Consider the following 21,609-nt stretch of genomic DNA (forward strand, 5'->3'; position numbering starts at 1 on the left):
CACTGATAACTGACAATGCTAAACCTGTCGAATAGTCGTGTCAACGACGATATTATTGATCATTTTCCGCTGCAAACGCTTCGCAAGCTACCCGATCTGAACGCCGGGCGGTCGCTGGGGCGGTGGATGCTGATTATTATGCTGGTGCTGTTTGGCACGCTGTTTCTGCCCTGGCAGCAGAATATCAACGGCGAAGGCCACGTAACGGCCCTAACGCCGCAAGATCGCCCGCAAACGGTTCAGAACGCCATTGCCGGCCGGATTGAGCAATGGTTTGTGCGCGATGGCCAAAAGGTAAAGAAGGGCGATACACTATTGATTATTTCAGAGATTAAAGACGAGTATTTCGACCCGAACCTGCCCGAACGCCTGCGCGAGCAATTAGGTGCCAAGCAGAATAGCGTTCAGGCCACCGACGCAAAAATCCAGGCGCTCGATGGTCAGATCACGGCCCTTGGTGCCGGGCTTACGGCCAAGCTGCAATCGGCCCGAAACAAGGTAAAACAGAACCGATTCAAGGTGGCGAGTGATAGCACCGACCTGATTGCGCAGCGCACCAATTACCGAATCGCGGCTGACCGGCTGGCTCGTTCCGAGCAAATGCACAGAGATGGGTTGATCTCGCTGACCGACCTGGAAAGCCGCCGCCTGAAATTGCAGGAAGACTACGCCAAGGTGATTTCGCAGGAAGCGAAACTGAACGTGTCAAGGCAGGAGTTGATCAACGCAGTGATTGATCTGAACACCATTCAGGCCGATTATCAGGAGAAAGTAGCCAAAGCCCAATCAGACAAAAGCTCGGCTGTATCGTACCGGGCCGATGCGGCGGGTGAAGTATCGAAGATCACCAACAAGATCAGCAGCGTCCAGGTACGTCGTGGCCTGTATGTGATCCGTGCCCCGCAGGATGGGTTCGTGGTTCAATCGTTCAAGGCGGGTATTGGCGAAACGATCAAGGAAGGCGAGTCGATCGTGACGCTCCAACCCGACAGCCCGGATATTGCCGTGGAGCTATTTGTACGCCCCAACGACGTTCCGCTTATTCAGCGCGGACGGACTGTTCGGCTTGAGTTCGATGGCTGGCCCGCCGTTCAATTCTCGGGTTGGCCCACAGTGGCCGTAGGTACGTTCGGTGGCGAGGTAGCGGTGATCGACGCGGTGGCCAGTACAACCGGCAAATACCGATTGCTGGTTCGACCCACCCAAACCGGACAGGACCCCAAATGGCCCGAGCAGCTTCGGGTAGGATCGGGTGTATACGGCTGGGTCATGCTCGACGACGTACCGATCTGGTACGAAATCTGGCGGCAATTGAACGGGTTCCCGCCAAGCCTCAAGGCAGAGCCAAAGGAGGAAAAAGGAGGAGCAAAGAAATGAGACAGTCATTTGTTGTCAACAACTCAGGTACGTTGCTTCGCCGTCTGACTGGCGCGGTCAGACGCGTGAGTGTGGGATACAGCCGTTTATTGCTGGCCTGTCTTTTCCCGACGTTGCTGTTCGGCCAGCGGGCTACGCAACCGGCCGACACGGTCGTTTTCTCGGCAGCCGATTTTTTTGGGGCTGTCATTCAGTTTCACCCTATTGTGAAACAGGCGGCCTTATTCTCTGAAGAGGCCCGTACTGAAATCATGCAGGCCCGGGGCGCATTTGACCCGAAAATTACGTCATACTTCGACCGGAAAGAATTTGGCGCCGACCTGTATTACAACCGCTGGCAAACGGGCCTGTCTGTACCGATCATGCCCGCCGGGATCGACCTTAAACTGGGCTACGACCGGGCTATTGGCGAGCGGGTGAACCCAGAGGTCAGAACACCCCTGACGGGTCTGGTGCTGGTGGGCGTGAGCGTTCCGGTGGGGCAGTCGTTACTCATCGACGGGCGGCGAACCGCGCTTCGGCAGGCGCAGTTGGGCATTAATCTGGCCGAGGCCGACCGGCGAAAACAGGTCAATAAAACGCTTTACGACGCGGCAAAGGCCTATTGGGAATGGTATCTGGCTTACCGGTCGTATCAGTTGGTGAACGAAGGGTTTCAACTGGCCGACGTCCGGTTTGCCGCCACAAGGCAGCGCGCTCTGATTGGTGAAGTAGCCACGATCGACACCACCGAGGCTCTGATCACGGTACAGGATCGGCTGGTGCAGCGGCAACAGGCCGAGGTTGACCTGCAAAACGCCCGGCTCAACCTGTCGGTATTTTTGTGGGCGGCCAACAATCAGCCGATCGATCTGCCTGCCAACGTGGTTCCGCAGTCGGCCGTGAGCGAGCCGATAAGTGACGAACTGGTGCAAACATTGCTCAGTCAGGCCGTTCAACAGCACCCTGAGCTATTGAAATTAGACGCTAAAACGGGGCAGAACCAACTCGAAGAACGGCTGCGGCGGGCGTTGATTCAACCGCAGGTGAACCTGAGTGCCAACCTGTTGAGCCAGACGCCCAACCTTATGCAGGGCTACGACTGGAACAGTTATTATGCCTTTGGCCTGTCGAATCACAAGATCGGTCTGGATGTAGTGATGCCGCTGTTCCTGCGAAAAGAACGCGGTAAACTGCGTCAGGTACAGGTGAAAGGTCAGCAACTAACGCTGGAACGCCAGCAAACAGTGCGGGATATTCAAAACGATATACTGGCCGCCCGCAACGAGATGGTGAATCTGAACCAGCAGATTCTGGTGCAGCAACAGACGGTGGCCAATCAGCGGCGGCTGGTGCAGGCCGAACAACAGCGATTCGCACTCGGCGAAAGCTCTCTGTTCCTGGTCAATTCCCGCGAGAGTAAACTCATCGACCTGGGCGTTAAGCTGGAGGAGCTTCGTACCAAATACAAAAAAGCGATTGCCGCGCTCTGGTACGCAGCGGGTAGTGCGCAGGGAACGTAGGGCGCGGAAGCCTGGGGTGTTCTGCCAAAGGCGAATGCCTAATCAGAGCCCCCCCTAGGCCTTCTCCCCCTACCTCATAGCACCACTTCTTCTGTTGGGTCGATGCGCATCCAGAGCAGGCAACTGCACAGGAGCAGGCCCGAAATCATGAACAGGGGGTCGTTGAAATCCTCAGTTGCCTTCACGATATAGCCAAACAGCACGCCCAGAAACACCGCGCCCATTTGCCCGAAAGTGTTCATGGCCCCCGACACCACGCCCGACTGGCTGCGCCCCACATCATTACAAACGGCGAATGAAACCGGCAGCGTCAGGTCTTTAAACCCCATGCCCATCGCCAGCAGAATAGCCGCCGTCTGGTTATCGGTTGTACTGGCCGACAGGAAAATGCTGATGCTCGACAGACCCATGCCCACGATCCCGACCGTGCGCCGACCAACTTTCAGACCATACCGTTTGGCGAGCCAATCGCTGGCAAAACCACCGGTGAAACAGCCAATTGCGCCCAGAATAAACGGAAGCGTGGCGAATAACTGCATCTGCGTTTTATCGAAATGGCGTCCTTCTTTCAGGTACGTTGGTAGCCAGCCCGTAAAGAAGTAGGCACCGTACATGTAGAAATGGAACATAAGCATGATGGCCCACATGTTGGTGCTTCGGAATAGCGCCCGCCAGGGAATATGATGGGAGTTGAGCTTAAACCAACGGTTGTTTTCAATGTAGGTACGTTCGTCGGCAGGTACGTTGGGTTGCTCGTGCGGAAAATCGCGGAACCAGACGAACCAGTAAACGGCCCAGATCAGCCCCAATAAGCCCATAGCGAAGAAAGCCGCCCGCCAGCCGTAATAGGTTGAGATCGGAATGACGATCCAGGGTGCCAGTACGCCACCAACCCGGCCCGCCGCCCAGATAAACGCCTGCGCCCGGCCCGTTTCCTGACGCGGAAACCAGCGCGACACCACAATCGACGCGTTCGGATAAGCACCGGCTTCACCCATGCCAAACAGGAACCGCACAATGACCAGATAAAGCCAGCTTGTGGCAGTTCCGGTCAGGATGGTGAACGCCGACCACCAGCCAACTACGCGCGTCAGCACCCGGCGCGGCCCCAGTTGGTCACCCATAGCCCCCGTTGGCATTTCAAACGTGGCGTAGGCCAGGGCAAAGGCGCTGAGTACCCAACCCCAGGCGTCGTTTTCGATATGCAGATCCCGTTTCATGTCGGCTGCTACCAGCGAGATGCCCGTTCGGTCGATGTAGGTAATGATGGAGAGTACGGACAGAAATGACAGCACCCGGGAGCGATAATTCATGGCAGAACAGGGATCAGAAATACCCGGCTAAGATGGCGAAATAACGGGGAGACACAAGTACATATCGCCCAGATGGTGGCCGACAAAGCGATCGTTGCTCGTTTCGCCCTGCCGGTCGGGCAAACCGTTCACTCAAAGCCTGTACGTATGACTCCGTATAATGATCACCTTGCTGTTTTCCAGCCGGCTATGCACCTCCGATTTCGTTTACTCTTCCTGCTTGTATCGGCCTTCGGAACAGCTTCTGCCCAGCAGGAAACGCCACAACAGTCCCTGAATCAGTACGTGGCGTTCCTGAACCAGTCGGTCGAGGCAGTGACGAGGCGGTTTCAGATGCTGCAAACGTATCAGGCTGATGTGGCGCGCTATCGGGAAAAGCCAGATCTGATCCGACTACCTTCATCGGGGCCGCTGGAGGAATTTTATTACCATAAAGCACTCGCGGGCAACGGGTTAACGGCAACTGAAAAGAAAGAACTCACCGCCAGCACACAGGTGTTCTGGCAGTTATTGACCAGGATCGACCAGGCAGGCAAATCGCTGGAAACCTACGTTCGCCTGAAAGACTATCAGCGCGACAATCTTGAACAGTCAGACGAGTTGATCAGCAGCATGCAGGCGATGTTCAGGCAGTTCAGGCGGGATAAAGATGCCCTGTATAAGCAGATTCAACGCATCTACCACCGGTACCAACCGTATCAGGCATCAAATGCGTATCTGTATACGGAACGGGAAATGGACATAGCCGTGCTGAGTCAGTACCAGTTGCTCGATTCGCTTCCCTACTACCTCAATGAAAACAGCCGCCCCAACTGGCCCGTAACGCTGGTTCAGCAAAGCATGCTGACCGATGAACAGTTGATTGCCCGTTTCGGGAAAATGCAGGCATCGATCGGGTACCCGGCTTTTGATATGGTCAACTCATTTCGAACTGCCCTCCGTTCAGTGCAGGCGGTGAAACGCAGCGGCATTGATGATAACACGTTTGCCGCCCAACAGTCGGCGCAGCATGGCAACAACGTGTACCTATCGCTGCTCAACTACGTGAACAATGACCTGCTGGCCAGTTATCAGGCGTTTGTCGATTACAGCCGGTCGGCAAAACCGTTGCTCAGCCCCGTTAAAGTCAGCCCGGTTTTTACCGTTGCTTCGCCCGTTACAACGACCCAGGCAGTTGCGCAAACCAGGCCATTTATTGATAAGCCGCTCATCGCCTTTACGACCAAACGGGCGGCAGCACCGGCCAGCAAAGCAACGTTTCAGGCCTTGACCAGGTACGTTGCCTTCATCAACGAATCGCTGCGGCAGATGCACCAGCTACAGGTGTTGCTGCGCAACTATGCCTCATCGGCGGCCTATCATCGCGACCCCACGCAAAGCCAGCAACATGCGCGACTAGCGTATTCGCACGAAGAAGTGAAACTGCCGGTTTCTGCCTATCAATTGCTGATGAGCAACAGCCAGAACATACCCGGCGCTTACCGTCCGTCTATTCATGCACAGGCGGAGGTGCTGATGAACATGCTGAACGAAATGGACGGGCTAAGCATCGAACTAACGACCTACACGGCTCAGAAACAGTATCTTCAGGACCGGTTCAGCTATTCCGATGCTATTCTGGACCGGTACGCGTATTTGTTCGATGCCTTCGACCAGAAAAAGGAGCAGCTGTATCGCGATGTGCGGCGCATCTTCGACAGCTATCCCACCGCCAACCCGGCCAGCAGCTGGAACCTGGCCGGTAAAGCCATGCTGAAAACCCTGGATGATAACACAGACGTGCTGTTCGGCGTGAAATCATTTCTGAAACTCGAAGCCGCCCAACTCCCCACTACGGATAAGTTAACGGCTAACGCCCGAACGCTGATGGCCGATGAATATACCAACCTGAAGGGGCTGCAACGGCTGGGGCGCAGCAACGGTCTTTGCCCCTATTCGCCCTACGAAGATCTGGCCGACAACACGCTACGCTTCGCCGATATAACCCGGAAAGTGAAGCCATTGCTAGCGACATTGCCGGATCGGCATCCGTACGAATCGTTCTACTATTTCTACAACAATGAACTGGTGTACGAGTACAATAAATTCACCGAACTGGCGAAGGATAATCTCCTGCCGGCCGTGAATCAACCCGACGTTTTTCTGCTCCGACGACCGGAGGCAACAAGCACACTTCCGATACCGCCCCGTACCCCTACAGCCCCTACGAATGAACCAGTTACAGCAGGTAAGCCCTCCGGCAACGTACCTGCGCAAGATGCCATTGGCAAACCCAAAGCAAACGTACCTGAACGTACGATGATCCGGCACGATACGCTAGTTGTAGAACGGACCAAACTCATAGAACGCACCCGAACGGATACTGTCTATATCGATCGCGGCCTTCAGCGGGAGGTGCCGAATACACTGGCTGGTTTTGCGGCCAACAACATGGTTCTCCTGCTCGACGTATCGGCATCCATGGATTCGCCGGTGAAGTTGCCGCTGTTGAAACGCTCTATCAAATCATTACTGACCCTGCTCCGTCCCGAAGATCAACTCTCGATTGTGGTGTATTCGGGTAAGGCGAAAGTAGCGTTGAAACCCACATCGGGTGCTAATACCGCCGAGATCACCCGCGTCATCGATGCGCTCCAATCGTCGGGCGATACGGATGGGAACGGGGGCATCCAGCTAGCCTACAAAGTGGCAGATAAACACTACATCAGGGGCGGTAACAACCGGATTATTCTGGCCACCGATGGCGAATTTCCCGTCAGCGACGACGTCTTCCAACTCATCAGCGACGGTGCCCGGCAGGATATCTACCTGACCGTATTCACCTTTGGCCGTAATAAGCTGACGGGCCAGAACCTGACGAGGTTGAGCCAGTTGGGCAAAGGCACGTTCACCCACGTAACGCCCGAAAACGCGAACCTGCAGCTCATTCAGGAAGCCCAGGCGAAAACAGCGCGGGGAAAGTAAAGAAAGTTTAGCATGATCTTGTCATCCCGAAGCATGACGCCACGATCTCTCATGCTTCGGGATGACAAAATCTCCTGCCCCTGGCACAGGCAAGCTCCTGGTGGTGCGTGTCAACTACCCAAACTAACTTTTCTTCACCCTTCCCATTGCAATTCCGAAATCACTATTTACTATTGCAGTGTATTATATCACTAATACACTGCAACAATGATAAACCTATCGAATCTTACCTTCTGCTATGGGAGCAAGCCACCCGTGTTGCAGGACTTAAGCCTCTACCTTGAGCCGGGACGCATCTACGGGCTACTGGGCTCAAACGGGGCGGGAAAATCGAGCCTGATGCGGCTAATGGCGGGGCTCCTCTACCCTACCGATGGTCAAATTCGGGTAAACAATCACGAGCCTCGTCGCCGGGAGCCCGCTTTTCTGGAAGATATTTTCTTTCTGCCCGAGGAAGTAGATACGCCTGCAATGACCCTCGACAGGTACGTTGCCACGATGAGCGTGTTCTACCCGAAATTCAGCGACGACCAGTTTCGACAGCAGTTAAAGGCATTTCAGCTACCAGCCACCATCAATAAACTGGCCGACCTGTCGCTGGGGCAGCGCAAGAAGGTATTGATCAGCTTCGGGCTGGCTACCAATACCAGCGTGTTGCTGATGGACGAACCCACCAACGGCCTCGACATTCCCTCAAAGAGCCAGTTCCGCAAAGTGGTTTCAGCAGCATTGGCCGATGATCGACTGATCCTGATCTCCACCCATCAGGTACGTGACCTCGATTCGCTGATTGATTCGGTCGTGGTGCTGAATGACCACGAGTTGTTGCTCAACGCGCCCCTTGAGCGGGTAAGCCAACGGCTTCGTTTTGAGCTGCTTGGCCGCGACGTACCCGCCGATGTACTCTACGCCGAACCCAGCCTGCGTGGTAATGCGGTGGTGCTCGAAAACCTTGACCCAGCCGACGATACGCCCATTGACCTGGAGCGGCTGTTCAACGCCGCCATCAGCAATCCGCAACGCATGAAATCCCTTTTCTCTGCCCCAAAACCATGAACCAGACCTTTTCCCTCACCCGTTTCGCCCGCCTGAACCGCTGGTTCTGGGCCACCAAACGCCGGACGTACCTGATTGCCGCACTGGCGCTGATACCGATCATAATGCTGGTACCATCGCAAGTTCTGTCAAACGATCATATCTTTCAACTTGGGGTACAGCGAAACAACATTTTGTATTATAATTTTTTGGCGCTACTGGTAACGTTTAGTATAGGAAGTGACGTATTCAGTGCCTTGTTCAGACAAGAATCCGCCATTTCCTATCTGATGATTCCAGCATCACGTACCGAGAAATTTTGGTTAGGCGCTCTGTATTGCATCGTTGCCTTGTTGCTTTTAAGCATCGCGTATTTTGGGTATGAAGCGATCGTCTTCAACATAGCTAACAGTCGACTTCTGCCCACCGAAACCGACAGGTACGTGTCAACGCTAATTTTTAATTACACCTCGATTTATGGAGATAAAGACTTTCTGTTACTTATCCCCTACTTCCTCTTCACCAGCCTTGCTATCTCGCTGATTGGCTCTTTCTTCTTCCGGCGTGGTGTGTTCATCCGTAACGTCGGATCGGTGTTGATTCTCACAATTGGTCTCCTGTTTCTGTACCGCTGGATAGTTGGTATGGTATCGGGTGAAGGGGTTGGAACGGCGCTGCCCTTTTATCAAATCGCTGTTCATACCTCGAAGAGCAACTATGAATTGTTGGGCCCACCCGATTGGCTAAAGCACAGTGCCTACGCAGGTATGTTGCTGGCATTTTGGGTCATCGCCCGCGTCAGGTTCAATGAAATAGAACGGTAACCACATGGAATTCAACGACAAACAACCTATCTACCTGCAAATCGCCGACTATGTCTGCGAGCAGATCCTCCAGCAGGCCTGGCCACCCGGCGAACGAATTCCGTCGGTGCGTGACCTTGGCTCATCGCTGGAAGTAAACCCCAACACAGCCATGCGCGCGTTCGATTATCTGCAACAGCAGAACATTCTGTTCAATAAACGCGGTATGGGCTATTATGCCGCCGACGATGCCACAGAGCGCGTAAAAGCCATGCGCCGCGCCCGTTTCCTCGACGTGGAGCTGCCCGATCTGTTCCGCACCATGACTTTGCTGGGCATCAGCATGACCGAACTAGAAGCCCGCTTCAACGCTTTTCAACTCGCCTCTGCCTCATGAAAACGAGCATTAAACTCCTGATTGGTCTGGCCCTGAGCCTGGTCATCGCCATGTTTGGCGCGGCTGTCTCCATCCATCATCAATTTGATTCGATAGATCAGTCAGACACCTATTCGCGTTGGCAGAAAAAGCAGTTGCCCCTTTTTCATGCCGTACAGATCACCGGCCCCTCAGCGGCTATTGTCCAGATCGAACCCGGCAACACAACCCGCCTGCTAATCGATTCGCTGGGGCAGTATAAGAAACCGACGTACACGTATCAGGTTGAACGAGACACGCTGTTCCTGCAAATCAACCCAGCAGAAGGTTGGTTTTTCAGGGTAGACGACGAAGATGATGAATGGCGTAATCCGCAACTCGTGGTACAAGTACCCACGCTGCGGGCCGTTTCTACTGTCAATGCCAATTGCCAGATCCACAATTTCAAGGGAGACGTACTGACACTCACGCAAGGCGGGAAAGGAGGTAGCACAAGTTTAGATCATTTGACGTATGATCAATTAAACGCCTCCCTTTCAGAACATAACCAGTTGACATTCCCCAAATTCAACAATGGCATTAGCAAAGCAGCCATCACCCTCGGTGACAGTTCCCGGCTGTTTCAGTACAGCGATTTCAAGCAAGGACTGACGCTCACAGCGTCACCCACGGCTAAACTTCGCCTGACAGGGAAAGCGTTACAGCAGGTGCAGCAGTAATGCGCATCGTTGTCGCTAGCCTGTGGCGAGTGACAATGAGTAATAGTGGTTATGGAAAGTATCCCAACAAAAAAGGGCTTCTCGCTGTGAGAAGCCCTTTTTTGTCGAAAGCCAGCCAATTACGGCGTCAGCACGACCTTCACGCAATCTTCTTTTTTCTCGCGGAAGATCTCGTAGCCGTGGGGCGCTTCAGATAGCGGTAACCGGTGCGTAATGATGTCGTCGAGCTTCACTTTACCCTCCACCACGTAGGCCAGCAGCTTGTCGATGTGCTTCTGAGCCGGGGCCTGACCACCTTTTATGGTAATGCCTTTATCGAACAGCTGGTGCAGCGGGAAATTATCGAAGGGTGAGCTGTACACGCCCAGAATCGTTACCACACCACCGCGACGAACGGCGCTCATGCAGGCGAGCAGCACCTTGTCTGAGCCCTTTTCGAGGTTGATCACCGCTTTGGCCCGATCGAGCAGGCTGCGGTCGGGCTCGAAACCCACGCACTCCACGCAGACATCGGCACCCCGCCCGTTGGTCATTGCCCGAATCTGCTCGACCACGCTGTCGGCGTCTTCCCACAGAATGGTTTCAACGTTGGCGGTGGCTTTCGCTTTATCGAGGCGGTATTGCAGCGTATCGACAATGACAACCCGCGCCGCGCCCCGCAGCCAGGCCGATTTGGCGGCCATAATTCCCACGGGGCCGGAGCCGAAAATGGCGATGGTTTCGCCACCTTTCACGTCGGCCCAGTCGATACCCGAATAGCCGGTCGGGAAAATATCGGTCAGGAATAGCGCCTGCTCGTCGGTCAATGAATCGGGAATGATACGGGGGCCGAAATCGGCGTAGGGAACCCGCACGTACTCGGCTTGTCCGCCGTTGTAGCCACCATATAAATCGGTATAGCCAAACAAGGCACCACCTTTCTGGGTCAACAGCCCCCCTTCGGGACCATAATGCTCCGGATTGGAGTTTTCGCAGTGCCCAGGCAATTCGTGATTACAGAAAAAGCAGGTACCACAGGCAATCGGAAACGGCACTACTACGCGGTCGCCAACTTTTAGCTTTCCACCCACGCCCTTGCCCACTTCTTCCACGATACCCATAAACTCGTGGCCGAGCACCATTGGCCGTGGCTGCGGAATACTTCCATTGTATATGTGAAGGTCAGAGCCGCAAATGGCGGTACTGGTAACGCGGATGATGGCGTCGCGTTCGTGTTCGATAATCGGATCAGGCACCGTGTCGACACGTACGTCTTTCATGCCATGAATTTGTAAGGCTTTCATAAAGTAGAGCTGTTGGTTTTAGTACTCGTATGCTTCGGTGAACAGGTCTACAGGCTGGTTGTTCGGCTGCAGCCCGATAGTTGACAACTAACTAAGGCCAGATGCCCATTCAAAGAGGTAACGGCCCCAATAAAGAGCCAGCCACAGTTGAGTCGGGTAGCCTTTACCGGGCAGGCTGGGTCTCGGGTTACGGCCTGTACGCTGTTTTCAAAAGAGGACAATTTTTTTTTCAGTAGCCTGTCCGATTAGGGAATACCTGTTCGTCTTAGTCTCGAAATCAGGTAATTTTCACCCAATCAAACCAAACACTATGGATAAGTTTATGCTCATTTTTCACTCGCCGCAAGCTCAAGAAGTTACCTACCAACAGCAATCGCCCGAGGAGATGCAGGCCGAAATTCAGAAATGGAATCAGTGGATCGGCAGCATTGCGGCGAAGGGCAAGATGATCGGTGGAGAAGCATTGATGCCGTTTGGCAAAGTCATGACAAGGGGCGGTCAAGCAGTGACGGACGGGCCCTTTACGGAAGGTAAAGAAATCATTGGCGGATACACGCTGGTGTCAGTCGCCGACATTGACGAGGCCATCCAGCTCGCGCAGGGTTGCCCGATTTTCGACACGGAAGGGGGCTCCGTCGAAGTACGGCCAGTGGTAAATTTTTGATAAGCGCTAGTTGCTACATGCCAGCACCGAATGAATCCGGCCGGTTAGTTGACCACCTGTTTCGCCACGAAGCAGGCCGGATGACGTCGGTGCTGGCCCACAAGCTGGGTGTCGACCGGCTCGAACTGGCCGAGGATATCGTACACGATGCTATGGTTCAGGCCCTGCAAAGCTGGCCGTTTCATGGCATACCTGACAACCCGCGCGCCTGGCTGTACCGCGTGGCGACCAACCGGGCGCTGGATGTAATTCGCCGCGAAAACCGGTTTCAGCAGATCAAAACGTCCGTTGATTACCTGGATCAGCAGGACACCAACGACGATATGGCACATGCACTATTTTTCGATGAGGCCATCACCGACAGTCAGTTACGAATGCTGTTTGCGATATGCCACCCCGCTATTACGCCGGAATCACAAACGGCGATGTGCCTCAAAATCCTGTGTGGGTTGAGCTATCACGAGATAGCAAACGCCTTTCTGACCAGCGACGATACCATTGCCAAACGCATTTACCGGGCGAAAGAGAAGATTAAACAGGATGGTATTCAACTCGACGTACCCACCGGAACGTACCTGGCACCGCGATTGGCTACCGTGCTTAAAACGGTTTATCTACTCTTCAACGAAGGCTATAACTCGTCGCATCCCGATACGCTGATTCGGCGGGATTTATGTGACGAAGCAATGCGGCTGGCTCTTCTGCTGACAGAGATCCCACACACCCACGTACCGGCCGTTGACGCATTGCTGGCGTTGATGTGTTTTCAGACCGCCCGTTTCGACGCCCGAACCGATGACCAGGGCGGTATTGTGCTGCTGGCCGATCAGGACAGACATCGCTGGAATCAGTTGCTCATTCGGCGGGGACATACGTACCTGAACCGATCGGCCGAAGGCAATGAACTAACCGATTATCACCTCGAGGCAGGCATTGCCATGCTTCACAGCAGTGCCCCTACGTTTGCTGCTACGAACTGGCCAATGGTGTTGCACTATTACGACTTGCTTTTGAGCCGTAAACCATCACCTGTTGTGGCCCTTCACCGGTCTGTTGCCCTCGCCGAGGTTGCTGGCCCGGCAGCTGCTATAGAGGCCATTATAAGCCTAACCGAACTGGCAACTAATCGCTATTACCATGCTGTGCTGGGCGATTTGTACGAACGGACTCTTCAGCATGACCTGGCCCGACAGCATTATTCGCAAAGTCTCAGCCTGACAACCTCAGCACCTGAAAGACAGCTACTGGAGCAGAAATTAGCCCGACTTTAACGCAGCCACCATTGCCGATATAGCAACTGGCTATCAACTTTGCAGCAGACCGCTACATCGATGCAACGCTTCTGGCCAACCTTCCTTTTTTACCTTCTACTTTTCCTGAACTGGCTACCAGCCTTAGCGCAGTCTGATCGGCAATCAAAGCAACGCGCCCGCTACAAGTATCTGATCTACGTACCTGAAGTCTATACGGCAACCCGGAAGCCGTTACCGCTGATCATCTATCTGCATGGTGGTTCGCAACGGGGAGACGACCTCGGCAAACTGAAGCAGTATGGTCCACCCCATGCCATTGAGCAGGGACTGACCATCGATGCGATCGTTGTTTCGCCCCAGTGCCCCGACGGCAAGTTCTGGTCAACGGATAACTGGTTCGATTCGCTGTACACCGAACTGAAGGCAACCTACCGAATCGACCCCAAACGGGTGTACCTGACGGGCATCAGCATGGGCGGTTACGGCACCTGGCAAACGGCGGTGGCCTATCCCAACACCTTCGCCGCCATTGCGCCCCTTTGTGGTGGCTGCGACGACTCGACCCAGATTTGCCGAATTAGGAACGTACCTGTCTGGGCCTTCCACGGCACCGACGACGACCTTGTTCCGTTCGAGGAAACCGCCCGGCTCATACGGCACCTGACTGCGTGCAAAGGCAAGGTTACTTTCACTAAACTTGCTGATAAAGGGCACAATATTCAGTACCTCTATGAGGACAGATCAATTTATAACTGGCTGCTTAAGCAGCACCGGTAAATTACCACGCATCAGCGCTGGGGCGGATTACGTTTCGCCCAGTTGTATCCGGCAATGGCCACAACGATCATGATGACGCCTGTCACAAACTTGTACTTGTACATAGGCGCAGCAGGGTTCTCGCTGCGAAGAATATGCACGAACTGAAGCGCACCCAGCGCGGCAAGACATCCGATTATTAACTTGTTTCCTGTAGTCATAGTCTTCCTGCTAAATACACATGAAACTTGCTTCGCAGAGTAGCACTCTAAATACACAATTGCGCACTTAGCCAATCAACGAACGTGACTGTCTGATGCACCAATATAGCTGACTTCCAATTGTGAATCTGGTTAATTGTAATTTGTGTGGTAGCTCCGAATGTAGTCGCTTGGCGACATGCCCATCACGTCTTTAAACTGCCGGTTGAAGTTTGACAGGTTCGTGTAGCCACATTTTACCGCGATGTGGCCAATGGTCTCTTTCGATTCGCGCAAATGGCGACAGGCCTGTTCAACGCGAACCTCGTTGAGTAAGGTAGAAAAGGTTTTACGCGTGTGCTGCCTGAAGAACCGGCAGAATGCGCCGGGTGTCAGGTTAGCGATGTTAGCTACATTGTCGAGGGTGATCGGCGAACTATAATGCTCGAAAATATAGGAAAAGACTTTTTCTAGCCGGTAATGATCTTCCGGGCGCTGCGGCTGTTCGTAGGCCGAAATGGAAAGCACCTCCCGGTCGGGGTTAATAGCCAGATAATCCAGTATTCTGAGCAAGTTCAGCAACTGGTCGAACGGCCGTAGTGTCGGCAGCTCGGCTACCAGTTGGGCCAGCGGGTGCCCTTCCCCACAGCAAACACGAACACCGTGCTGCGATTCGCGCAGGAGTTGCTCGATGTGATGGGTTTCGGGCAAACTGAAAAGTGTTGCCTCCAGCTGATCGGCCCGAAAAAAAAGGGTGGTCGATGCAGCACGCAGTGTTGAGCCCGCCTGAAAATAGGCCGGGTCGCTCCGAAACACATGCGGCAGGTTGGTTCCGAGCATCAGCACATCGAACTGCGCGAACCGATCAATCCGGTCGCCTACGATCAGGGTCCCTTCGCCCCGCTGAATCAGGGTGAGCTGAATTTCGGGGTGGAAATGCAGATGCCCGTAAAAGTGGGGCAGGTCGTCCTGCTCAACTCTGAACGACCGGGCATCGACGGAAGGGATTTTGAACAGAAGGGGCTTTTTCAATATATTCTTTACCCGTTAAAAAAGGTTTAAGATCAAATATAGTGAATATAGTATCAATATCAACGAACCATGCATGATGCCCAAAATCAGGTTCTGCTTACTTTTGAACCATAGTTTTCAACTTTAACTGTGTCTGTTACAACTATGGGTGTTTCTGTTCAATGGGAAGGCGTGTACCCCGCGCTACTGACTCCGTTCACGGCGAACGATCAACTCGATCTGCCGCTTTTCGAGAAAAATCTGCATGCCCAGCTCGACGCGGGTGTGCATGGATTCATCATTGGTGGCTCGCTGGGCGAAGCCAGTACGCTGTTGAACGACGAGAAAATAGAACTGCTTCAGTCGGCCCTGGGCGTTTGCCAGGGCAACGTACCTGTGCTGGTCAACATTGCCGAGCAGGGCACCAAACAGGCCATTGCCCGGGCTCACGAGGCCGAAACCAACGGGGCCGACGGCCTGATGCTGTTGCCGCCGATGCGCTACCCCGCCGATGCCCGCGAAACGGTCACGTTCTTTAAAGCTGTAGCCGAAGAGACGTCGCTGCCCATCATGATCTACAATAATCCGTACGATTACAAGATCATGACCACCGTTGCCATGTTTGAGGAACTGGCCACGCTCCCCAACATTCAGGCCGTGAAGGAATCGACCCGCGACCTGACCAACATCACCCGCATGCGCAATGCGTTCGGCGATCGGTTCAAGCTGATGGGCGGCGTTGATACGCTGGCGCTGGAAGCTCTGCTGCTGGGTTGCGATGGCTGGGTTGGTGGCCTGGTTGATGCCTTCCCTACCGAAACAATGGCGATTTATGACCTGGCCAAAGCGGGCAACGTGGCAGAGGCACTGGAGATATACCGCTGGTTCATGCCCCTGCTGGAACTGGACATTCATCCCAAACTGGTGCAATATATCAAGCTGGCGGCGCAGGCAACAGGCATTGGTTCTGAGTACGTTCGCGCTCCCCGGCTACCGCTGATCGGCGCCGAACGCGAGCAGGTGCTGGCGGTCATCAACACGGCTCTGGCCAAACGTCCCACATTGTCGACCGGTAAACCTGTTGCAACAGATAAGCTGTCAACGCCCCTGAACCCGGCATTGACAACCCAGAATCCAGCCGTTTTCATCAATTAGGTATGGCTGAATACCATTTTTTCTGCATCGACGCCCACACCTGCGGGAATCCGGTCCGGGTGGTTACGGGCGGCAGCATTCCGTTTTTGCAGGGCGAAAACATGAGCGAAAAACGGCAGCATTTCCTGCGCGAATACGACTGGATTCGCACCGGATTGATGTTTGAACCACGCGGTCATGATATGATGTCGGGGAGTATTCTGTACCCACCGACTGATCCGGCCAACGATGCGGGCGTGCTGTTCATCGAAACGTCGGGCTGTTTGCCCATGTGCGGTCACGGCACGATCGGCACGGTGACGGTCGCCATTGAGCAAAATCTGATTCGGCCAAAAACGGCGGGCGTACTGAATCTGGAGGTTCCCGCCGGGTTGGTCAGGGCAGAGTACGTACAGGAAGGCAGCAAGGTTACGTCGGTGAAAATCACCAACATAAAATCGTACCTGGCTGCCGAGCAACTCACCGTCGACTGCCCCGACCTGGGTACGTTGACCGTCGACGTGGCCTACGGCGGAAACTTCTATGCCATTGTCGACGTGCAGCCTAATTTCCCCGGACTGGAACATTATAAAGCCGAGCAGCTTATTGCCTGGGCGCGGGTGATGCGGCAACGCATGAACGAGCAATACACGTTTACGCACCCCGAAAACCCGACGATCAACGGCCTGAGCCACATTCTCTGGACCGGTAAACCAATCAAGGAGACATCGACCGCCCGCAATGCCGTGTTCTACGGCGACAAGGCGATCGACCGGTCTCCGTGCGGAACAGGTACGTCGGCGCGGCTGGCGCAGTGGTATGCCAAAGGGTGGCTGAAACCGGGCGAAACCTTTGTGCACGAGAGCATCATCGGCTCCATCTTCAACGGGCGCATTGAAGCTGAAACAGAGCTGGCCGGCAAACCGGCCATTGTTCCGAGCATTGAAGGCTGGGCTCGAATCCACGGTTATAATCACCTGATTCTGAACGATGATGATCCGTACGTACACGGTTTTCAGGTTATCTAAAAAGGTAAAGAGTGGTGCTGCCGGGTACGTTCTCCGAAAGCGCCACTCGCTCACTCTTCATTCATTCTGTTAAGATGCACGTTGGTATTGTTGGTGGCGGAATTATCGGGCTTTGTTCTGCCTATTACCTGCACAAAGCGGGGCACCGCGTTACATTGTTCGATCAATCCCCCATTGCCGATGGCTGTTCCTTCGGTAACGCGGGTATGATTGTGCCCAGCCATATTGTTCCGCTGGCGCAACCGGGTATGATTGCCAAGGGAATGCGCTGGATGCTGAAGTCGACCAGCCCATTCTACGTAAAACCGCGCCTGAACGCCGATCTGATGCGCTGGGGCTGGCTGTTCTACCGCCATGCCACGCCCGAACACGTCAACCGGTCGATACCGGTACTGCGCGACCTGAGTCTGTTGAGCAAAACGCTGTATCAGGATCTGGCCGCCAACGGCGATCTGACCTTTGAGTGGCAGGAACGGGGCCTGTTCATGCTCTATAAAACCGCCGGGGCCGAACACGAAATGGCCGAAGAAGCCGACGTAGCCAACCGGGCGGGCATTGAAGCACGTATACTTTCCGGCCAACAGGTGCAGGATATGGAACCTGCCACGCGCGTGGATGTGCGGGGCGGCATACTGTATCCCGGCGATGCCCACCTGAATCCAAATGAGCTGATTCTCTCGCTGGTAACGTACCTGCGCAAGGAAGGCGTCACCATCCTGGACAACCACACCGTAACTGGTTTCGGGAAAACGGGAGCGCGTATTACATCGGTGCAAAGCGCACAGGGTAATACCGCCATCGATACGCTGGTGGTAGCGAGCGGGGCCTGGTCGGCAGATATTTCCCGCCAATTAGGGCTGACCCTATCGTTGCAGGGCGGGAAAGGCTACAGTTTCATGCTCCGGAACCTGACCAGCAACGTACGTATACCAGCCATTATGCTCGAAGCCCGGGCAACCGCCACGCCAATGGGCCGTGACCTCCGCTTTGCCGGTACGCTGGAAGTTGCCGGCACCGATATGTCGGTGAATATGAACCGGGTACGCGGCATTGTGCAATCGATCAATAACTATTACCCGGAAATACCAGTTGACATGCCAGTTGTTGACAAGGTATGGCGCGGTCTGCGCCCCTGTTCGCCGGATGGCCTGCCTTACATTGGCCGTGCTACGACCTACGATAATCTGGTGGTAGCCACCGGCCACGGCATGATGGGCCTGAGTCTGGGACCTGCCACCGGCAAGCTGGTCAGTGAACTTGTTAGCGACTCCGTATCCAGCCTGGCGATAGACGCCTTCAGGCCAGGTCGTTTTGCTTAACAAACACGGCGTTTCCAGCACATGGGAATCAACTACGACAATAAAATCTTTCGGGCCGTAGCCAATACAGCAAACGGTGAAACCTCATCGAATACGGTTTTTCACTACCGGCAGGTAGGCGCGATGCTGATTGCCAATTACAGCGGCGGGCGGATCGTAACGGGTCATTTGCTCGGTTTCGTTGACGAAGCAGGCCACCTCGATTTTCGGTACCACCAGATCAACGTCGAGGGAAAGCTGATGACCGGCCGATGTACGTCGGTGCCGGAACTCCTGCCAACGGGTAAGATTCGCCTGCACGAAACCTGGCAGTGGACCTCCGGCGACCAATCGGCGGGCACCTCGATTATCGACGAGGTGTAGGCATGTACCATCGCTAAATCAATTACCTACCCGGCGAAACCTCCGGACGAATACGCAGCCTACCTACTGAACCGACCATTCGATAATGCCACTGGCGGCATCTTTCGGTAGCTGAACCATCATGCGTAGTGCCGTGGTTTGCACCGGTTCAAAGCTGACCTCGTCATAGCGGTCTTTGGTCACCACGTAGGGCGACTTTGCCTTCACTTCCTGCCAATCACCCGTTGGCGTCTGGTACATCAGTTTCCACGATGCCGGAATGCGGCAACCGCCCCAGGGACTATCATCGAACCAATATACGTTCGACGACGACACCGTGGCAGGTTGGGCAAACGTATACTGTACCCATTGCAGCGTATCTTTTTTGGGCCACCAGTGGTAGTACAGATTATCGCGGTCGTTGGAGTTTTTTGGCGTATCCTGATCATTCAGCGCCATTAGCGTTTTGGTTTTATGCGAGGCCGTGATGGTGCTCGTTGCCGCAATGGTTGGGGCGGGGGTGGGTCGGGCCGCAGTGGGTTTTGCCGCCAGCCACACAGCCATTTCACCCGCCCCCCGGTTGGCCCAGGCATAATACGGAATGGCTTTCAGCGAGGCCACACTGGTTTCCAGTAAACCGCTGGTAGTTCGACGGGCTTTCAGCACCTGCCCGGTAATGACATCGATGCCACCCAGCAGGGCCGGATCAAACGAGGCCTGTAGTGGAGCGTTATCGGGAATGATCAGATCGAGCACGTGGCCATCTGTCGCATCCGGCCACTCGGCGCAGTAGACCATGGGTCCGCGTTCCAGCGCCACTTTATCCTGATCGGCTTTCACCTTTGCACTGGCCTGCACCCGCCGGATGGGCATAGGCAACGACAGCCGCACTACGTCGCCTTTTTTCCAGTTACGGCTTACCACCGCATAGCCGTTTTCCAGCGTGTAGGCCAGCGGTTTGCCATTTAACGTAAGCGTAACCGGCATCTCGTTCTGGCTGGCGAAGGCGTAGAGGCTTCCGGGCACGGGTTTATTCTGCGCCCAACCCGGAATACGAATGGCCAGATCAATGGGTCTTAATTTGGCGGCATCGACCGTAAAGGCCACGTCGCCATTCCAGGGGTACGTTGTTTCCTGCGTAACGGTGATTGGCATCCCATTCAGCTGTACCGTGGCGGTACTATTGATGAATAGATTGACGTACAGCCGATTACCACGCTGCGCATACACGTACCCGGGCACCGACGGAATGAACCGGCACACGTTACTGGGGCAGCACGCGCAGCCAAACCAGGCACTGCGGGCGTGTTGCCCCTTCGATTCCAATGGGTTGGGATAGAAAAAACGGTCGCCGCTGAGCGATACGCCCGACAGCATGCCGTTGTAGAGGGTCCGTTCCAGCACGTCATAATACCGTGAATCGCCGTGGAGCAGGAACAGCCGCTGGTTCCAGTAGATGTTGCCAATGGCCGCGCAGGTTTCGTTATAGGCCGCCATATTCGGCAACTCAAACGCTTTTCCGAATCCTTCGTGGCCACCCTCAGCCCCGATCCCGCCGGTGAGGTAATATTTATCGGCAACCACATCGTTCCAGATCCGGTCAATGGCCGCCAGGTACGCTTTGTCGCCGGTGATGGCGGCTACGTCGGCCATGCCCGAATACATGTAGGTAGCCCGAACGGCGTGCCCAACGGCCTCCGTCTGTTCAACAACCGGCTTATGATCCTGGCTGTATTCCTGCCCTTTTCCGCGAACATCGAGCATAAACTTGGCCAGGTCGAGGTACTGTTTTTTACCGGTGCTGCGGTAGAGCTTGACCAGCCCCATTTCAACAATCTGATGGCCCGGCGCGTAACTCAGTTTACCCGGCCCAAATTCGCGCACCAGCAGATCGGCATTTTTCAGGGCTACGTTCAGAAACGTACGTTTGCCCGTTGCCTGATAATGCGCCACGGCCGCTTCGAACAGGTGGCCGCTGTTGTATAATTCGTGGCTCAGATCCGATTCTTTCTCCCACCGTTTCAGGCCCGACCAGGGGTGCGGATGCAGCGGATCGATGGTTCGGGCGGTATAGAGATAACCATCTGGTTCCTGCGCCCTGGCCACGTACTCAATCAGCGAGTCGACCCGGGCTTCCAGCTTTTTATCCGGAAATGTCTGGAGCGAATAGCTGGCTCCTTCAATGATTTTATAGATGTCGGTATCGTCGAACGGAAACTCGGTACAGAACTTCGTGCCCGCCTTCAGGTGACCGGCCACCAGAAAATTATCGACCCGGCCGGTGCTGTAGCAGTGCTTTAGCGCAATGGGAATCGTAACGTCGTGGTTGAGCCGGATACGCGGCGCCCAGAACTTGTCGGTCACTTTCACCGCCGTAAACGGCACCGGCTGAATCGGATAATCGCCGCTGGCCTTCGACTGCGCGCTGCCGGCCAGGGTCGTTCCCAGACAGGCAATCATCAGGAGGCCTTTTTTGATAAGGATGTGCATGGGAGTTCGTGAATGGGCTGACTGGCCCGTATCGATCAGA

At 54.7% G+C, this 21,609-nt stretch carries 19 protein-coding genes; 14 read left to right on the forward strand and 5 right to left on the reverse strand.

Features of this window, described 5'->3' with window-relative positions:
- Window positions 1-15: 15 nt before the first annotated feature.
- Both J2I46_RS05510 and J2I46_RS05515 read left to right on the forward strand, forming a co-directional pair.
- Window positions 16-1,377 carry an HlyD family secretion protein gene (locus J2I46_RS05510; protein ID WP_207327922.1) on the forward strand — a complete coding sequence of 454 codons (1,362 nt, stop codon included), beginning with the start codon at window positions 16-18 and terminating at the stop codon, window positions 1,375-1,377.
- A complete protein-coding gene (locus tag J2I46_RS05515) occupies window positions 1,374-2,879 on the forward strand; it encodes a TolC family protein (RefSeq protein ID WP_207327924.1) in 1,506 nt (501 codons plus the stop codon). Before J2I46_RS05510 ends, J2I46_RS05515 begins: the two co-directional genes overlap by 4 nt.
- Window positions 2,880-2,953: 74 nt before the next feature.
- Here J2I46_RS05515 and J2I46_RS05520 read toward each other — a convergent pair whose 3' ends face one another.
- On the reverse strand, window positions 2,954-4,192 hold the full coding sequence (locus J2I46_RS05520; RefSeq protein WP_207327926.1) for an MFS transporter: 1,239 nt from the start codon (window positions 4,190-4,192) through the stop codon (window positions 2,954-2,956).
- A gap of 147 nt (window positions 4,193-4,339) precedes the next feature.
- Here J2I46_RS05520 and J2I46_RS05525 point away from each other — a divergent pair, with 147 nt between their 5' ends.
- From J2I46_RS05525 to J2I46_RS05545, 5 genes are all read left to right on the forward strand, one after another.
- A complete protein-coding gene (locus tag J2I46_RS05525; RefSeq protein WP_229379531.1) occupies window positions 4,340-7,156 on the forward strand; it encodes a vWA domain-containing protein in 2,817 nt (938 codons plus the stop codon).
- A 207-nt stretch (window positions 7,157-7,363) separates the two neighbouring features.
- Entirely contained in the window at window positions 7,364-8,212 is an 849-nt protein-coding gene (locus J2I46_RS05530) for an ABC transporter ATP-binding protein (protein ID WP_207327927.1), read from the forward strand.
- Window positions 8,209-9,015 (forward strand): hypothetical protein, encoded by an 807-nt coding sequence (locus tag J2I46_RS05535; RefSeq protein ID WP_207327928.1) that lies wholly within the window; start codon window positions 8,209-8,211, stop codon window positions 9,013-9,015. Before J2I46_RS05530 ends, J2I46_RS05535 begins: the two co-directional genes overlap by 4 nt.
- A 4-nt stretch (window positions 9,016-9,019) precedes the next feature.
- Window positions 9,020-9,391 carry a GntR family transcriptional regulator gene (locus J2I46_RS05540; RefSeq protein ID WP_207327929.1) on the forward strand — a complete coding sequence of 124 codons (372 nt, stop codon included), beginning with the start codon at window positions 9,020-9,022 and terminating at the stop codon, window positions 9,389-9,391.
- The gene (locus J2I46_RS05545; RefSeq protein WP_207327930.1) at window positions 9,388-10,089 is read left to right on the forward strand and encodes a hypothetical protein; all 702 of its coding nucleotides are present in this window, start codon (window positions 9,388-9,390) and stop codon (window positions 10,087-10,089) included. The genes J2I46_RS05540 and J2I46_RS05545 overlap by 4 nt, the downstream gene beginning before the upstream one ends.
- 119 nt (window positions 10,090-10,208) lie before the next feature.
- On the opposite strand, the gene J2I46_RS05550 is transcribed toward J2I46_RS05545, so the two are convergent.
- Window positions 10,209-11,372, reverse strand: a complete 1,164-nt coding sequence (locus J2I46_RS05550; protein WP_207327931.1) for a zinc-dependent alcohol dehydrogenase — start codon at window positions 11,370-11,372, stop codon at window positions 10,209-10,211.
- Between the two features lie 310 nt (window positions 11,373-11,682).
- Here J2I46_RS05550 and J2I46_RS05555 point away from each other — a divergent pair, with 310 nt between their 5' ends.
- Genes J2I46_RS05555 through J2I46_RS05565 form a run of 3 tightly spaced genes read left to right on the forward strand, consistent with a single transcriptional unit; the run spans window position 11,683 to window position 14,066 of the window.
- Window positions 11,683-12,036 carry a YciI family protein gene (locus tag J2I46_RS05555; RefSeq protein WP_207327933.1) on the forward strand — a complete coding sequence of 118 codons (354 nt, stop codon included), beginning with the start codon at window positions 11,683-11,685 and terminating at the stop codon, window positions 12,034-12,036.
- Window positions 12,037-12,053: 17 nt separating this feature from the next.
- Window positions 12,054-13,307 carry an RNA polymerase sigma factor gene (locus J2I46_RS05560; protein WP_207327935.1) on the forward strand — a complete coding sequence of 418 codons (1,254 nt, stop codon included), beginning with the start codon at window positions 12,054-12,056 and terminating at the stop codon, window positions 13,305-13,307.
- Between the two features lie 60 nt (window positions 13,308-13,367).
- A complete protein-coding gene (locus J2I46_RS05565; protein ID WP_207327937.1) occupies window positions 13,368-14,066 on the forward strand; it encodes a carboxylesterase family protein in 699 nt (232 codons plus the stop codon).
- Window positions 14,067-14,077: 11 nt separating this feature from the next.
- Here the strand turns inward: J2I46_RS05565 and J2I46_RS05570 are convergent, their stop codons facing one another.
- Together J2I46_RS05570 and J2I46_RS05575 are read right to left on the reverse strand one after the other, a co-directional pair.
- The gene (locus tag J2I46_RS05570) at window positions 14,078-14,266 is read right to left on the reverse strand and encodes a hypothetical protein (protein ID WP_207327939.1); all 189 of its coding nucleotides are present in this window, start codon (window positions 14,264-14,266) and stop codon (window positions 14,078-14,080) included.
- 132 nt (window positions 14,267-14,398) lie between these two features.
- Window positions 14,399-15,277 carry an AraC family transcriptional regulator gene (locus J2I46_RS05575; protein ID WP_207327941.1) on the reverse strand — a complete coding sequence of 293 codons (879 nt, stop codon included), beginning with the start codon at window positions 15,275-15,277 and terminating at the stop codon, window positions 14,399-14,401.
- 144 nt (window positions 15,278-15,421) lie between these two features.
- Between J2I46_RS05575 and J2I46_RS05580 the strand changes: the two genes are divergently transcribed.
- The 4 genes from J2I46_RS05580 (at window position 15,422) to J2I46_RS05595 (ending at window position 19,100) form a co-directional block, all read left to right on the forward strand.
- Window positions 15,422-16,411 (forward strand): dihydrodipicolinate synthase family protein, encoded by a 990-nt coding sequence (locus J2I46_RS05580; protein WP_207328131.1) that lies wholly within the window; start codon window positions 15,422-15,424, stop codon window positions 16,409-16,411.
- A gap of 2 nt (window positions 16,412-16,413) precedes the next feature.
- A complete protein-coding gene (locus tag J2I46_RS05585; protein ID WP_207327943.1) occupies window positions 16,414-17,418 on the forward strand; it encodes a 4-hydroxyproline epimerase in 1,005 nt (334 codons plus the stop codon).
- Window positions 17,419-17,492: 74 nt separating this feature from the next.
- Window positions 17,493-18,737: an NAD(P)/FAD-dependent oxidoreductase gene (locus J2I46_RS05590; protein WP_207327945.1), complete on the forward strand. Its 1,245-nt coding sequence runs from the start codon at window positions 17,493-17,495 to the stop codon at window positions 18,735-18,737.
- A 21-nt stretch (window positions 18,738-18,758) separates the two neighbouring features.
- Complete coding sequence (locus tag J2I46_RS05595) at window positions 18,759-19,100, forward strand: avidin-fold protein (protein ID WP_207327946.1); 342 nt, start codon at window positions 18,759-18,761, stop codon at window positions 19,098-19,100.
- Window positions 19,101-19,163: 63 nt separating this feature from the next.
- Here J2I46_RS05595 and J2I46_RS05600 read toward each other — a convergent pair whose 3' ends face one another.
- Window positions 19,164-21,569: a glycoside hydrolase family 127 protein gene (locus J2I46_RS05600; RefSeq protein WP_207327948.1), complete on the reverse strand. Its 2,406-nt coding sequence runs from the start codon at window positions 21,567-21,569 to the stop codon at window positions 19,164-19,166.
- Window positions 21,570-21,609 lie beyond the last annotated feature (40 nt).

This window comes from Fibrella forsythiae (assembly GCF_017353175.1).
GTDB lineage: Bacteria > Bacteroidota > Bacteroidia > Cytophagales > Spirosomataceae > Fibrella > Fibrella forsythiae.